The sequence below is a fragment of the Pedobacter steynii genome, from assembly GCF_900103665.1.
Lineage (GTDB): Bacteria > Bacteroidota > Bacteroidia > Sphingobacteriales > Sphingobacteriaceae > Pedobacter > Pedobacter steynii.
In genome coordinates, this window is sequence record NZ_FNGY01000002.1 from 968,871 (window position 1) to 982,781 (window position 13,911).

At 42.9% G+C, this 13,911-nt stretch carries 9 protein-coding genes; 4 read left to right on the plus strand and 5 right to left on the minus strand.

Going from position 1 to position 13,911, the window contains the following annotated elements; all coding sequences use genetic code 11:
- Positions 1-223: 223 nt before the first annotated feature.
- From BLQ87_RS08100 to BLQ87_RS08110, 3 genes are all read left to right on the plus strand, one after another.
- Positions 224-3,664, plus strand: a complete 3,441-nt coding sequence (locus tag BLQ87_RS08100) for a SusC/RagA family TonB-linked outer membrane protein (protein ID WP_083361753.1) — start codon at positions 224-226, stop codon at positions 3,662-3,664.
- Between the two features lie 10 nt (positions 3,665-3,674).
- Positions 3,675-5,192, plus strand: coding sequence for a SusD/RagB family nutrient-binding outer membrane lipoprotein (locus BLQ87_RS08105; protein ID WP_074605590.1), 1,518 nt, complete (start codon positions 3,675-3,677; stop codon positions 5,190-5,192).
- 94 nt (positions 5,193-5,286) lie between these two features.
- Positions 5,287-5,661 carry a hypothetical protein gene (locus tag BLQ87_RS08110; RefSeq protein WP_074605591.1) on the plus strand — a complete coding sequence of 125 codons (375 nt, stop codon included), beginning with the start codon at positions 5,287-5,289 and terminating at the stop codon, positions 5,659-5,661.
- 75 nt (positions 5,662-5,736) lie between these two features.
- On the opposite strand, the gene BLQ87_RS08115 is transcribed toward BLQ87_RS08110, so the two are convergent.
- The 3 genes from BLQ87_RS08115 to BLQ87_RS08125 all read right to left on the minus strand — a co-directional run bounded on the left by BLQ87_RS08115 (position 5,737) and on the right by BLQ87_RS08125 (position 10,589).
- On the minus strand, positions 5,737-7,914 hold the full coding sequence (locus tag BLQ87_RS08115; protein ID WP_074605592.1) for a TonB-dependent receptor domain-containing protein: 2,178 nt from the start codon (positions 7,912-7,914) through the stop codon (positions 5,737-5,739).
- Positions 7,915-8,049: 135 nt separating this feature from the next.
- Positions 8,050-8,670, minus strand: a complete 621-nt coding sequence (locus BLQ87_RS08120; protein ID WP_074605593.1) for a carbonic anhydrase — start codon at positions 8,668-8,670, stop codon at positions 8,050-8,052.
- A gap of 5 nt (positions 8,671-8,675) precedes the next feature.
- Positions 8,676-10,589 (minus strand): SPFH domain-containing protein, encoded by a 1,914-nt coding sequence (locus BLQ87_RS08125; RefSeq protein ID WP_074605594.1) that lies wholly within the window; start codon positions 10,587-10,589, stop codon positions 8,676-8,678.
- A gap of 145 nt (positions 10,590-10,734) precedes the next feature.
- Here BLQ87_RS08125 and BLQ87_RS08130 point away from each other — a divergent pair, with 145 nt between their 5' ends.
- Entirely contained in the window at positions 10,735-11,637 is a 903-nt protein-coding gene (locus BLQ87_RS08130; RefSeq protein ID WP_074605595.1) for a hypothetical protein, read from the plus strand.
- Positions 11,638-11,720: 83 nt separating this feature from the next.
- Here BLQ87_RS08130 and BLQ87_RS08135 read toward each other — a convergent pair whose 3' ends face one another.
- The gene (locus BLQ87_RS08135; protein ID WP_074605596.1) at positions 11,721-13,427 is read right to left on the minus strand and encodes a protein-disulfide reductase DsbD family protein; all 1,707 of its coding nucleotides are present in this window, start codon (positions 13,425-13,427) and stop codon (positions 11,721-11,723) included.
- Between the two features lie 5 nt (positions 13,428-13,432).
- Positions 13,433-13,885, minus strand: a complete 453-nt coding sequence (locus BLQ87_RS08140) for a protein-disulfide reductase DsbD domain-containing protein (RefSeq protein ID WP_074605597.1) — start codon at positions 13,883-13,885, stop codon at positions 13,433-13,435.
- Positions 13,886-13,911: the final 26 nt, after the last annotated feature.

Consider the following 13,911-nt stretch of genomic DNA (forward strand, 5'->3'; position numbering starts at 1 on the left):
TTTGAATGCAACGCATTTATACAATCAAACCCGCAAGTATATGAGAGAGATGAAAAAAGAAAGGTATGGCTACAGAAAGGGGGACTTTCTGATGGAATAAATCTACATCACCCGGATGCTCCGCCGGACCTTCATCAGGGCTCGCGCTCCAGCTCTTTCGGAGAAAATAATTAACTGACCTAAACCACTGGCCAAGAACCACTCAAGGCCTAAAACCAATAGTATGAAATTTTTTACGTTATTAAAGTACAGGTTTTCTACCTGTGCAGAACAGCCGTTTTTGCAAAATGCAAAAATGGTTTTTATGCATTTTTCTAAAATAGCCCTCGTTCTTTTGCTGAACTTCTGCTTCCTTGATGCAGTGGCTGTCGTGTCAACTCAAAGAATACGCATCTCCAAAATCGATGCTTCCCTTACAGAAGTATTCAGAGAGATCAGAAAACAAAGTGGATATGATTTTGTATATGCTGCTCCTCTGCATAAGTTATCGGGTAAAATAAACATCAGCGTCAGTAATGCCATGTTAACGGAAGTTTTAGACCGCTGCATGGACAATCAGGCATTGGAATATGAAATAAAAGACAATGCAATCGTCATCAGAGAACGACGCATCGTCTTCGCAGACCGGACGATCACGGGAGTCGTTTATAGCAAAGCAGATCAGCTCCCAATTCCCGGAGCAACTGTTTCCGTCAAGGGAACTAAAATTGCCACACAAACAAATGCTGCCGGAAAATTCTCGATCAATGTTCCTAATGGAGGAACGGTACTGATGGTCCGTTCCCTGGGGTATCGCAACCTTGAAGTTCCGATCGGAAACTCAAATACATACACTTTAAATATGGAAGAGGATGAACAGGAGCTAACGGAGGTAGTCGTTACTGCCGGTGGTATTACCCGGAAAGCAAGAGAGCTTGGTTATGCAAATGAGACTGTTAAAGGTGATAAAATTAACCAGGCAAAAGTAACAAATGTCGTTTCCGGACTCGCAGGTAAAGTTTCCGGACTACAGATCACAACGATCAACAACGGTGTCAATCCCGGAGTAAAAGTAATTCTTCGTGGAAACAGGTCCATCCTTGGAAATAATGAAGCCTTGATTGTGTTGGATGGGGTTCCTGTTCCTTCTGCAGTATTGTCTTCCTTAAATGCCGATGATGTAGACAACGTATCGGTGTTGAAAGGAGCAAACGCTTCTGCCTTATATGGTTCTTCCGCTTCCAACGGGGCATTGATCATTACCACCAAAAAAGGAAGTGCAGGTGGATTGAGGATTACGGTGGGCAATAGCACACAATTTGAACAGCTTTCCTTTCTTCCGGAATTTCAGGGCGGCTTTGGTAGTGGTGCTGCTACCGGTACCCCAGGTGTTTACGACCCTATAGAGAACCAGCAATACGGGCCTGCTTACGATGGAAAGCTGGTCGATGTTGGGCAAAAACTGGAAGATGGGTCGATTCAGCAAATTACTTATGAAAACCGCGTTGGGGAGAAAAGGAAGTTTTTTGAACTGGGACATAACATCCAGAACAACATTTCCCTTTCCTCCGGAAATGAAAAAGAGAACATTTACTTTTCTGCACTGAACTTGAAAATCGCTGGGATCACACCCAAAGATCGCTACAACAGAAACACATTTCGTTTAAATACCTCTAAAAATATGGGTAAACTTACGGCAGGTTTTAATGTCAGCTATACACAAAACAGAACGGACAGAGGACTTGCTGCAGTGTATTGGAATGTTTTCAATACGCCGAGTTTTATTCCCATTACTGCCTATAAGGACTGGAGAAACAATAAATTTGCAAACCCTAACGGATATGCAAACGGTTATTACCGCAATCCTTATTATCAAATCGACAACAACAGGACACTGGGAAGAAATGATTACCTGAACAGCAATATTGACCTGAATTTTAAGCCGCTTTCCTGGTTGAGTTTTGACTATCGCCTGGGGATCAACACGGCCAATGCTTCGTCAAAAGATTGGGAGGAAAAGTTCAATTTTACCCCCTATACTTTAGCGAATGATGAAGGAAGCAAGGCGGATATCGCAGGAAACGTAACTGACGAGAGTTCTTATTCCACCAGGGTGAATTCCGACTTCTTTATCAATATTAAAAAGGATTTCTCCGATTTTACGACCAAATTAATCATTGGAAATAACATCAATCAGGGAATGTCGAAAGAACAATCGGTTACGGCGAATGCCTTAAACGTACCGGGCGTGTTCAACGTATCCAACAGGCTTGGAGAATTGTCAGGATCGGAATCTAATTTCAGAAGGCGTTCCTATGCTGTGTTTGGAGATTTAACGATTGGTTATAAAGACTATCTGTTTGTGCATGCAACGGGTAGAAATGACTGGGTTTCTATTTTAAGCCCAAAGAACCGTTCATTTTTCTATCCAAGTGCCGACGTATCCTTTATCCCTACCGCAGCAATTGCAGCATTGAAAGGTAATAAGGTCTTGAATTTCGCGAAATTAAGAGCCGGTTATTCTAAAGTAGGCCAGGTCAACCTTGGAGGGGCAACTGATTTTGGAGCCTATCGTTTAGATCCTACTTTCTCCACTGCTGCCGGTTTTCCGTATGGGTCGCTGACCGCTTTGAGCATGGGAAATACCCTTGTAAATTCAGACCTGACCCCGGAATTTACCACCTCTTTGGAGCTGGGTATTGAGTTGGGTTTTTTACAGAATGCCATTATTGTGGAAGCCAGTTATTACAAACAAAAATCTGTAGACCAAACCCTGACCGGTGCGATATCTTTTGCTTCCGGATTTTCAAGGTACCTGCTGAATGCAGGGGAATTGTCTAATAAAGGATTTGAATTTGATTTAAAACTTGCACCTTTCAGAGCTGGAAAAGTTCGCTGGGACATTGCTTTTAATTACAACTACAGAGACAATAAAGTGATTTCTTTGAATGATGGCCTGCCGGAAATTGCCCTCACCACAGGTGGAAACACACAGGTGTATGCAGTGGTCGGAAAACCATTTCCAATTATTAAAGGAACTGCTTATTTAAGAGATGCAGAGAACCGGATCATCCTGAATTCCGCAGGAATGCCTTCAAAAGATCCGGAGTTGAAAGAGTTCGGAAATACCAATCCAAAACACCTTTTTGGGATGAATACCAGCTTACGTTATGCAGGCCTTACTTTGGCAGCGGTACTGGAATTCCGGACGGGTTATAACATTTACAACTCCATCGGGGCAGATCTTGATTTTACCGGAAGTGGTACCAGAAGTACGACCTATAACCGGGAGCCTTTCATCATGCCCAACTCTTCAATCAAAGATGCCAGCGGAAATTATGTGCCCAATACAAGTGTGAAAACACCTGGTGGAGCAGAATTCTGGGCCAACTCAGCAGCCAACCGCGGGATCGGGGAGAACTACGTAACTTCAGGAAGGTATTTTAAAATCAGGGAGGTGACCTTATCGTATCAGCTGCCCGCCAAATGGATGTCGAAAACGAAGATCATCAAATCGGCAACCATCGGCCTGATGGCCAGAAACCTGCTTACGGTCCTGCCTAAGGAAAACATATATACCGATCCGGAATACAGTTTTACAGCTGGAAACGGGGTAGGGATCAATACCAATGCGCAGACGCCGCCAACCAGATTTTATGGAGGAAACATCTCATTCACTTTTTAGCATTTAACTCATGAAAACATCATATCACCTCATCGCAATGCTGACCATAATGCTGTTGTTTACAGGTTGTGAGAAGAACTATCTTGACATCAATGAAAATCCCAATAGCCCCCTGACCGCAACCCCGGAATCCATTTTGCCCGGAGCATTAAACACGGCCGCAGTAATTTACTCCCGTGATTATAACGCTTTTGGCGGATGGACCGGTGGTTATTTCGCAAAAACAGGTTCCGTAAATGGTTTTGATTCCGAAAGGACCTATTCTTATACCTCAAATTCCTATCAGGGATTATGGAACGATACCTACCGCAACCTGGAAGATTTCCATTATATCGAAAAGAAAGGAACAGAAAAAGGCCTGGTTTATCATGCCGCAATTGCTAAGATCATGAAAGTGTTCTGGTTCCAGCAACTGGTAGATCAATACGGAAATCTTCCTTATTCAAAGGCTTTGCTGGGAAGTGAAAACCTGAAGCCGGAATACGATAAAGCGGAAGCTATTTATACTGATCTGAATGTGCAGCTGATCGCTGCCATTGCGATCATCGATGCGGGAACAGCCAATACTCCCCCGGTTAGATCCAATGACGATATCGTATTTAAAGGAGTAATGAGCAAGTGGAAACAACTGGCCAATACCTTAAGATTAAGGGTTTTGCTGAGACAATCTCAGGTGCCCGGATTACAAGGTGCACTGGCGACTGAATTTGCCAAATTACCAACTACAGCATCTGCTTACATTAGCGAGGATGTACTGAGTAATCCCGGATACCTGAAATCATCCGGAAAGATGAACCCATTCTGGGAAAGCTATTACCTCTCCGCAACGGATGTGGCAACGAACAACTCTAAATACGTAAGAGGAACTTCTTATATCATCAGTCAGTATGTGAATGCGGTGAAAGATAATCGTTTACCAAGGTTGTATACGAAGGTTGGCGGGGCTTATGTTGGCGCAGTACTTGGCGAAACTGCACCCCTTGCCCATACCAAGCTATCTGCTTTTGCAGGAGGCCTGTTTAAGACTTTTGACATGTCTGCGGTGCTAATGCTTGCGGCAGAAAGTTCTTTTTTACAGGCAGAGGCAAAGGCCAGAAACCTGATTTCAGGAGGAAACGGACAGGCTGAATATATTGATGGGATTCAGAAATCTTATCAGTATCTGTACAAAGGCTCAACAACGTTAACGGCTGCACAGGCGATCACAGATGCGAATACTTATCTGGCCTCGAACATCGGAAACCCGCTGATTGATTTTGCCGCTTCCCTGAATAAACAGGAAACGATCATTTACCAGAAATACCTTGCCTTGAATGCGGTAACCAATATCGAGGGCTGGAACGAATACAGAAGGACAGGCTTCCCTAAAAATTTGCCCGCTTCCCTGGAATCAAATTCTACCAGACCGGATAAACTGCCTGTAAGGTTGCTGTATCCGACATCAGAGCTGAGCTCAAATCCGGATAATATCAGAGCCCAGGGCATTATCGATCAGTTTACAAGCCGGATATTCTGGGATATCAACTAACAGATAATTAACAATTTAATGATGATTTTCTGAAATATATTTACCTGAATATTTTTTATATTTAGGTAAATATAAACCCTATAATCTATCCGTTATGAAAAAAGTAAGTTTCGTTTTCTCTTTTGTTTTACTATTATTTTTTGCCCATGAGGTACAGGCCCAGAAAAATGAAACTTACTTTGTTGGTAAGTGGGACCTTCTCATCAAAGGCTTGCCGGAGGGAGATAAGGAAGCACTGTTGACGTTTGAATTGAAAGATGGAAAACTCAGCGGCAGCATTACCGATAAAACCGATCAGAAAGACATGCCTTTTACTGAGGTTTCGTTAAAAGATTCTGTGGTTACGGTGAAATTTGACCATAGTAGTGGTCAAGTGGATATGAACCTCCTGAAAAAGGATGCGGACAACCTGACCGGGCAAATCAACAGTCAGTTTAATTTGACTGGCATAAGAAGAAAAGAAAACTAGCAAAAAAAACGTCCTTGATTGAAATGCCCTCAATAAGTAGCTAACTTATTGAGGGCATTTTCTTTTTAATACCGATTACAACCGGCCACGTTCTTCCGCATTACCGGTAGTTTTATCTCCCGATTTAGCACTGCTGTTTCCAAAACGATAACTGATGCTCAGGAGTGCAAAGCGTTGCAGTTGAAAATTGGTAAACTGCTGTTTAATGTTGTTCACCGTTGTGGTAATCGCGGGCGCACTGCTTAAAAACACATCATTTATCGTTAATGCAAGGTCCACCTTCTTTTTAAAAGCAGAGGCTTTGACACCCAGATCAAGTTTGTAATAGCTGTCTGTTCTGCTGATGTGATCTACTTCCGGGAACTGATACCAAAAGTTAATTGCAGCAGCAAATGTTTTTTGCTCATTCAGGTAAATGTTGTTGTTGCTGGCAAGGTATAATCCAAAACCTTTCACATCTTTAATATTGGCCATTTTAGATTTTGCATGTGTATAAGAAAGGGTCACCTGGTTGTTGTTATCCAGCCATGAGGTCAATGGAATAGACAGGTTTTCCGAAATTCCATAACGATAGGTTTTGATGAAGTTTAAAGGAGTGGTATAAACAATATTCGTACCTGCATCAGCCAGGATTACATTACTGAAGCCATTGTCTGTCATGTTAAAAAATAAGGAGGAGCTGAGTATGTTTTTATAGCTGTGTGATACCTCAAAATTACTGTTGTATTCCGGTTGCAGATAGGGGTTACCCTGTCCGTAGCTATAGGCAGTATATAATGATTTATAAGGATTCAGGTTCCAGAAAGTAGGGCGATTGATGCGTCTTCCGAAATTAAAGGCCAGGTTATGGTCTATGTTTGGCTGGTAATTGACCGATAAGGAAGGAAAGAATTTAAAATAATTATTGTCGGTGTTCTGTTTAAGGATCGGAGAGTAGCCCTTTGTTTGAGTCAGCTCTGTACGAAGACCGATCTTATACTTCCATTCATTGCGGTCTATATTCATGCTTGCATAGAGCGACTGCGTATTTTCAGTATAATCAAATTCACTGCTCAGGCCCGGATTAAATACCAGTTCATTCTGCGGGCTTTTGTTATAATAAAAGGCATTGCTGTAATTGTCAATGAAACTCAGTTTTCCTCCAAAAGCAAACTGGGCAAAACGGGTGGGCAAGATCGCATCTGCTTTAAAAGTATAGATATTGATATTTTGTTTATTGGTGTCATAGAACCTGGTATTTCCGGCTGGATTGGCACTGCCGTCTGGTTGATAACTCTTACTGTCAAAGTCTGAAACATCGGTACGGTAATGGTTAAAATAATCGGCGTTCAATAAGAGTTTTCTGCCGCTGGTATCGAAATTGATCACACTGTGCAGGTTGATGGAATTGATCCTGGAGATGGGATAATAGCTTGCCAGTGTTCTAATGCTGGAGTCCGGCGTACTGCTACCTGGGGTTGTAAACGTATTGTATACATGGTCGAAACCCTCGTAAGTGTTCTTTCCGCCCATGTAGTTAAAACCTATTGATGCTTTGGAGCTGAGTTTATAGTCCAGGCCTGCCTCATAACTTAGATTTCTGTATTTATAGTCGCCGGTATCAGATTGCATCCAGGCTTGTTTAGGATAACTCAATTCTGTTCGGAAGCCTTCCAGCAGGTGCGACCGGTCGAAATTAATCCCTGCACGGGCAGATAACTTGTTGGAATTATAGCTGATGTCTCCTGCGATATTCCCGGCCTGATAACCGCGGGTGTTGTATACTTTTGCCGGGTTATGCAGCCATTTTTTTCCGCTGGTCTGAATATTTACCTGATAGCCTTGCTGATTGCTTTTTTTCGTGATGATATTGATCAGTCCGGCATTTCCCTCAGCATCGTAGTTTGCACCTGGATTTTTAATCAGCTCTATTCTGGAAATTTGTCCGGCGGGAATGGTTTTTAGATAACGGGTCAGTTCAATACCGGAGAGCTGTACGATCTGATCGTTGATCATTACCCTTACACTGCCTTTTCCGGCAATGCCCACAGTTCCATCACCGATTTTTATTCCGGGAATTTTACTGAGTGCATTTAAGGCGTCGGTTCCGACAGCGGTAATACTGGTCGCTACGTTGTAAACCAGTTTGTCGGAGTTGTTTTTAACAGTTGATTTAACTGCGATGATTTGAATTTCTTTTAAGTTCGTGTCAATTTGGGCATGAAGATGGACATGGAGCATCATCAGTGCCAGCAAAGCAAATAATGGTTTCAAGGTTTATTATGGTTTTAGGTTTCAAAAAATGGCTTGGTGTGTAGGCGCAATTTACCATAATTATCATTGCAGTTTCTTTAAAAAAGAGGTGATTATTGTCTAAAACGAAAATTAACCGAAAAATTGTGTAATATTTTAGGGATAAAAGGTTACACAGCCAACAGAGACATCATACATTGCAGGGACAATTTTTATTTCCCCGGAATCTGCAAGTTGCCTGATGGTACTGCTCTGTTCCAATATCTGCTGCACAGAACGATATACATTGAGCCGTGCTACTTTATTGACAAAATCTTCATTTTCTCCGGTTCGGTCGTCATTTTCGCTAAGTTCCTGAGAGATGCTGATTTTCACTTCTCTCAGTAAACCTGAAAGATTTTCTATCATCACATGGTTGCAGGCGCCTTTTACAGCGCCGCAACTGGTATGCCCCATCACGACGATCAGTTTGGCACCTGCAACGGTGATGGTATATTCCAATGAACCCAGGACATGTTGGGAAACGACATTCCCTGCCACACGGATATTGAAAATATCGCCTATACTTTGGTCGAAGATCAGTTCGGCCGGAACCCTGGAATCCATACAGCTTAATATCGCCGCAAATGGTTTGGGATCATCTTTTGTTTCCTGTACTTTCTGCATGAGGTTGCAGCGGTTGGTATGCCCTTTTTGGAATCGTTCATGTCCGTCCTGGAGTAATTGCAGGGCCAGGTCAGCTTTCATTTCCAAAGGATGATGTAGTTTGGTTTCCATAAAATTTACTTTTCACCGGTTTTTCCTTTTTCCTGTTGCATCATTTGCATGAGTTGCATGCCCATCAGGCCGCTGAGGCTTCCATCACTGCCATTGCCACCACTTACGATGAGATCTGGTATGATTTTAATCCTTCCTTTGCCAATTTCCTCAGTTATTTTAAACCTGGTGAAGTTGTCGCCACCCATGGCTTTTACCTGCAGGTCATAAGCATCGGCGGTAGATTTACCGATGGCCATAATCTTCTCTGCTTCGGCCAGACCTGTTTTCGCGATTTTCTCCGCATCGGCACTGGCATTGAGCCTGGTCGCTTCTGCCTGAGCACCTGCACGGGCTTTCGTGGCTTCAGCTTCTGCACCTGCACGCATTTTGGTAGCAGTAGCCTCCGCATCGACCTGTAGTTTTAAGCTATTGGCATCACCTTCGGCTTTTTTTACAGTGGCATCGGCCGTACGCTGGGCAATTTCTACGTTTTGTTGTGCTTTGACAATTTCCTTTTGCATATCGGCAATAGCGGTTTCTTTTTCCATGCCCTGACGTTGTTCCTGCGCCATTCTTTGAATCTGATAGGTCTTTTGTTCCTCTTCGGCAATCTTACGGTCAGTCAGGGTTTTCATTAAAGATTCAGGAGGAAGAATGTCTCCGATCAGGGTATCTACCGCGTTGACATTGTAATCGTCTAACACCGCTTTAATGTGCTCTTTTGCCGATTGCTGTCTTTCTTTACGGCTGATCAGGAAGCTGATCACATCGCTGTCCTGGGCCGAGTTTCGGAAATAGTTACCGATGGTCGGTTCCAGAACCTGACTTACCAGGTTGCTCATGCTGCCGAAACGGGCGATTACCTTGGGCGCTTCAGTGGCGGGAATATGGATGATCTGGGAAACGTCCAGGTTAAAAGGGAAACCATCTCTGGAACGGACCGTAATGGTGCTCAGGTTTTTGTCTAACTGGTGAGACTCGTTTCTGGCATTCGCCCAGTTGAGTACAAGGTTGGTGGTCGGCACGAGCTCTACCTTCATAATGTATTTATTGAAGGGATATTTGCCGGGGCCATAAGCTTCCATCCAAACCCCACGCTGACCTTTACTCACAATATTACCATGTTTAAAGCTTTCCCCGCTAAGGTCTTTACCATCTTCTCCGATATAACTGATGACGACCCCTACGAAACCTATGGGCACATCGGTCATGGGTATTTCTTCGATCTGTATGGCCCATGGATTGATGTTGTAGCTCCCTGCTAAAACGATGCTGGGCTGCAAACCACGGTTCCCATTGTTCTTTAGAAAGACATCAATGTCCTGGAAATTATTATGACCTGCAATTTGCTTGCCTGCAATTTGTCCGCCTTCAATCGGAATCCCGTCGAGTGTAGTCACAATACCCACCATGTTTTCTTTGATGCTGACCATGTCGGCAATCGTTACGGTAAAGGCAAACAGATTGATACGGTATGTCCCTGCGGTGATGTAAGAAGTCTGACGCCCTTTCTGTCCGTTGTTATTCAGGAATTTTTCCGTGTCCTGAAAGTTATCTGATTCTACTCTGCGGGCAAGAATGGCGCCTGTCGGTATCTCTGCGCCGTCATTGGCGAGGATCAAACCTATCTTCCCTTCAGGAATAATGGTGAAACCTTGCATGCCCACGGAGTATTGCCAGGGCCACATGCCCCAGTAGAGCCCGGGGGCAAGTGCTTTTGCCTGAAAGCCGGCCTCTCCTCTGGTGGCGATAATACGGCCATCGGGGAGTGCTTTTTCTCTGCCGAAAAGCACGAATTTTTTGGTGACCAGTCCGACTTTGTTTTCAGGAACGATGACCATTCCCAGGAAAACACGTAAGATGAATTTGTAGAATAAAAGTGTGAACAGGGTAGCGGATATCCACCAGTAGTTCAGAAAGATTTGATAATAGTCCATGATTGTTGGTTTTAGGTTGTTTGTTATTTAATTTATGTCTGTATTAATTCTTTCTATTTTTCTCTAATCAAACTTGATGAAATAAGAAAATATAAAAGTCTTATTGCAGTATTATATGGTGTTCTTTTTATCTTATATTAGTCTTATGAATAGAGAAGACCTGCTACACCTCGAAAAGCTGATGAACTTTCTGGCCAGTAATTTTCTAAAGAAAAAGAGCTGGAAAGATGTTTCTAAATCTGAATGGACTTATATCGTTGACGAATTAAACGGACTGTTGCAGGAGCGCAACAGAAAGCAGAAAATAAACAAGGAAAGCGACTTGTTTGGGGCAAATTATCTATATGAGCATTTGGTGATCAATAAGCTAAAAGCCTATGAAAAAAAGAAGGACCTGACCGGATCCAGCAAGCCGAGTCTGAGCAAGCTGAGTCGCATTGTACAGGTGCTTGGCTACGACAACTACATCGATTTTATCAATTCACACCACTCCGCTTTTAGTTTTAATGATTTAAAAATTGACATCCCTAAAGCAACAGTGAACCATAAATTGCTGGACGAGCTGGTGGGCCTTTGGTATTCCTTTAACCGGAACCTGCCAGACAATCCGGAGAAAATTAATGAGGAAAGAATCTGGCGTTCTTCCGTTGAGATTTATAAATCTGAATCTACGGGCGAGTATTTTATTGAGCGGAGTGGGGGGGACAACCATAAATATTATGGTAAAATAACTTCCTATGCTGATTATATTTTCATCATCATGAACAGCAATACCTTTATCCGTCAGCGGCACTTTATTTCGCGTCTGAAAGATATCGGAGAAAAATTAAAACAACCAAATTACAGGATTGAGGAGGTGCATTTCATCAGTACCTGCATTAGTTTTAACCAGGAGCCAATTGCCTTGTTTGAAATTTTTCAAAAGGTAAATACCACAAAAGACTATGTGGCAGATTCGGTGAGTTTTCCAATAGAAAGTAATGAGCTTCCGGCATCGGTGGTTGCCTATTTGAGGGATACTGAAGGAAACAGGATCAATTACAGGTAACAACAAAAAAGGAGGGCCATATTATTGGACACCTCCTTACTACCTATTTACTATTAACTAAGCCCGACAAGCCGGCAAATGGCTTAATCGGATTTCTTTTGATTAAAAACATCAACGCCGCTCTGTAAGTATGCTGCGTATTGTTTTGCATCAAAGATGGCTCCTCCGGGTGTGACCAGAGGATTCAGGTCATGTCCTGCCAAAACATAAAAGGGCTGTGAATTTGATCCGTATCTGCTGGCCTGGAAATCTCCGTTCCACCTGCCAAGGTCGTCTGTGTTTGTCCTTAATATTTCAGAATAATGTACCTTGTCTTTTGGCATTTTTATATTCCTTTCATCGACATACAGTTGAATAAGCACATATTTTTCTTTAATGATCCTGCCAACTTCCGGGTCTATCCAGACTTTATCTTCCATTTTGCGACAGTTTACACAGGCATGTCCGGTGAAATCTATGAGAATAGGCTTGTTGACCTTCTTTGCATATGCAACGCCCTCTTCTAAATCAAAAAACGGGCTGAAGCCAACGGGTGCTTTTAAAATCTCACTATGTTTAACCTTAGCCGGGAAATCCGCCGCAACAGTATTACCCGATGATGCACTACCGTTCAATATGAAATCCTGGGTATTCATTGGCGGCGCTATTCCGCTCAAGATGTTTACAGGTGCTCCCCATAAGCCGGGAATAAGATAAACAGCAAATGAAAGGGAAAAGATGGCAAAAAATAACCTTGGAACAGAAACATAACTGACATCACTATCATGAGAGAATTTGATTTTCCCCAAAATATAGATGCCCATCAGCACAAAGATGACGATCCATAAGACCAGGAAAATCTCCCGGTCAAACCATTCCCAATGCCATACCAGATCTGCAGCCGAAAGAAACTTTAACGCCAATGCCAGCTCCAGGAAACCCAGACATACTTTTACCGTATTTAACCAGCCACCTGATTTAGGCATGCTGTTCAGAAATCCCGGAAAGATTGCCGATAGGGTAAAAGGAAGGGCAAGTGCCAATGCAAAGCCAAACATTCCGATTGCAGGGGCTAACAATTCTCCTTTTGAACTTGCCTGAACCAATAAGGTCCCTATAATCGGCCCGGTGCAGGAAAAGGAAACGAGTGCCAGAGAGGCAGCCATAAAGAAAATGCCGCCAAGGCCTTTGCTGTCGTCTGCTTTCTGATCTATTTTATTTACCAGTGAACTCGGCAGGGTAATCTCAAATGCACCGAAAAAGGAAACGGCAAAGGTGAGCAGGAGCAGGAAGAATATAAAGTTAAACCATCCGCTGCTGCTGAGCTCATTCAGTTTCGCAGAACCAAAGAATATGGTGATCAACAAACCAAATGCAACATAGATCACGATGATAGACAGGCCGTAGATTAAAGCCTGGCCAATTCCCTTTTGCCGGCTTCCCGCACGTTTAGTAAAGTAACTTACCGTTAACGGAACCATCGGGAATATGCAGGGCATCAGAAAGGCAAGAAAACCGCCAACCAAGCCCGCAACAAAAGTTTCCCATAATGTTTTTTCTTTTTCTGAGCTCGCAGTTTTAAGGTTTGCATCGTTTTTTACGTCATGGGCTGCAGTATCTGAAGCCTTAACGATCGCTGAAGCCTTTTCTTTACTGATCACCGGAGCTGTATCCGGACTGATCTCTGTAAATTCCAGGTCGCTTAAAGCGCTGTCAGCCCCCCTAGCCTGAGCATGGTTAAAGCTGCTGATGCTTAGTAGAAATACAACAACAAGTGTTTTAATAGCAGTGCTATATTTTATTAAATCCATCGCTATTATTTTACAGGAATAGAAAATTCTACAGTTTCCGGCGGAAGACACTGCTGGTCATCACAAACCATAAATTCAACGCTTCCCTTTACTACAGGATTTGCTCCGCTTCCGGTTAATTTAACCTGTTGTTGGAAAATCACTGATTTTTCGAAATAACTCACATTCATATTGAAGGACTTTTCAAATTTTACAGTGGCTTTAGGCTCAGTAGTCTTTCCGGTAATCTTGTAGTTTTTTGCCGGACTAAAGCTGAATGTTGTTTTTATAGGTCCGCCATCAGCCATGTTCTGGGAGTAAAGGTGCCATCCATCCTCAACAGTGGCCTTAAGGTATAATACAGCAGTTGTTTTAGAGGTTTTCTTTGCTGCATAACTCCATTTTACCGGTTTCAGGATTTGGCTGCTCACCGAAAAGCTAAAAAGCAGTCCGAGGCTGAATAGAAAAAAGTGTTTCATTTGATGGTTGTATTTGGTTTAGGTTC

Bases quoted from the DNA above. Each gene is read 5' to 3' on its own strand.
- BLQ87_RS08100 (WP_083361753.1), top strand. From the start codon at position 224: ATGAAATTTTTTACGTTATTAAAGTACAGGTTTTCTACCTGTGCAGAA.
- BLQ87_RS08105 (WP_074605590.1), top strand. From the start codon at position 3,675: ATGAAAACATCATATCACCTCATCGCAATGCTGACCATAATGCTGTTG.
- BLQ87_RS08110 (WP_074605591.1), top strand. From the start codon at position 5,287: ATGAAAAAAGTAAGTTTCGTTTTCTCTTTTGTTTTACTATTATTTTTT.
- BLQ87_RS08120 (WP_074605593.1), bottom strand. From the start codon at position 8,670: ATGGAAACCAAACTACATCATCCTTTGGAAATGAAAGCTGACCTGGCC.
- BLQ87_RS08125 (WP_074605594.1), bottom strand. From the start codon at position 10,589: ATGGACTATTATCAAATCTTTCTGAACTACTGGTGGATATCCGCTACC.
- BLQ87_RS08130 (WP_074605595.1), top strand. From the start codon at position 10,735: ATGAATAGAGAAGACCTGCTACACCTCGAAAAGCTGATGAACTTTCTG.
- BLQ87_RS08135 (WP_074605596.1), bottom strand. From the start codon at position 13,427: ATGGATTTAATAAAATATAGCACTGCTATTAAAACACTTGTTGTTGTA.
- BLQ87_RS08140 (WP_074605597.1), bottom strand. From the start codon at position 13,885: ATGAAACACTTTTTTCTATTCAGCCTCGGACTGCTTTTTAGCTTTTCG.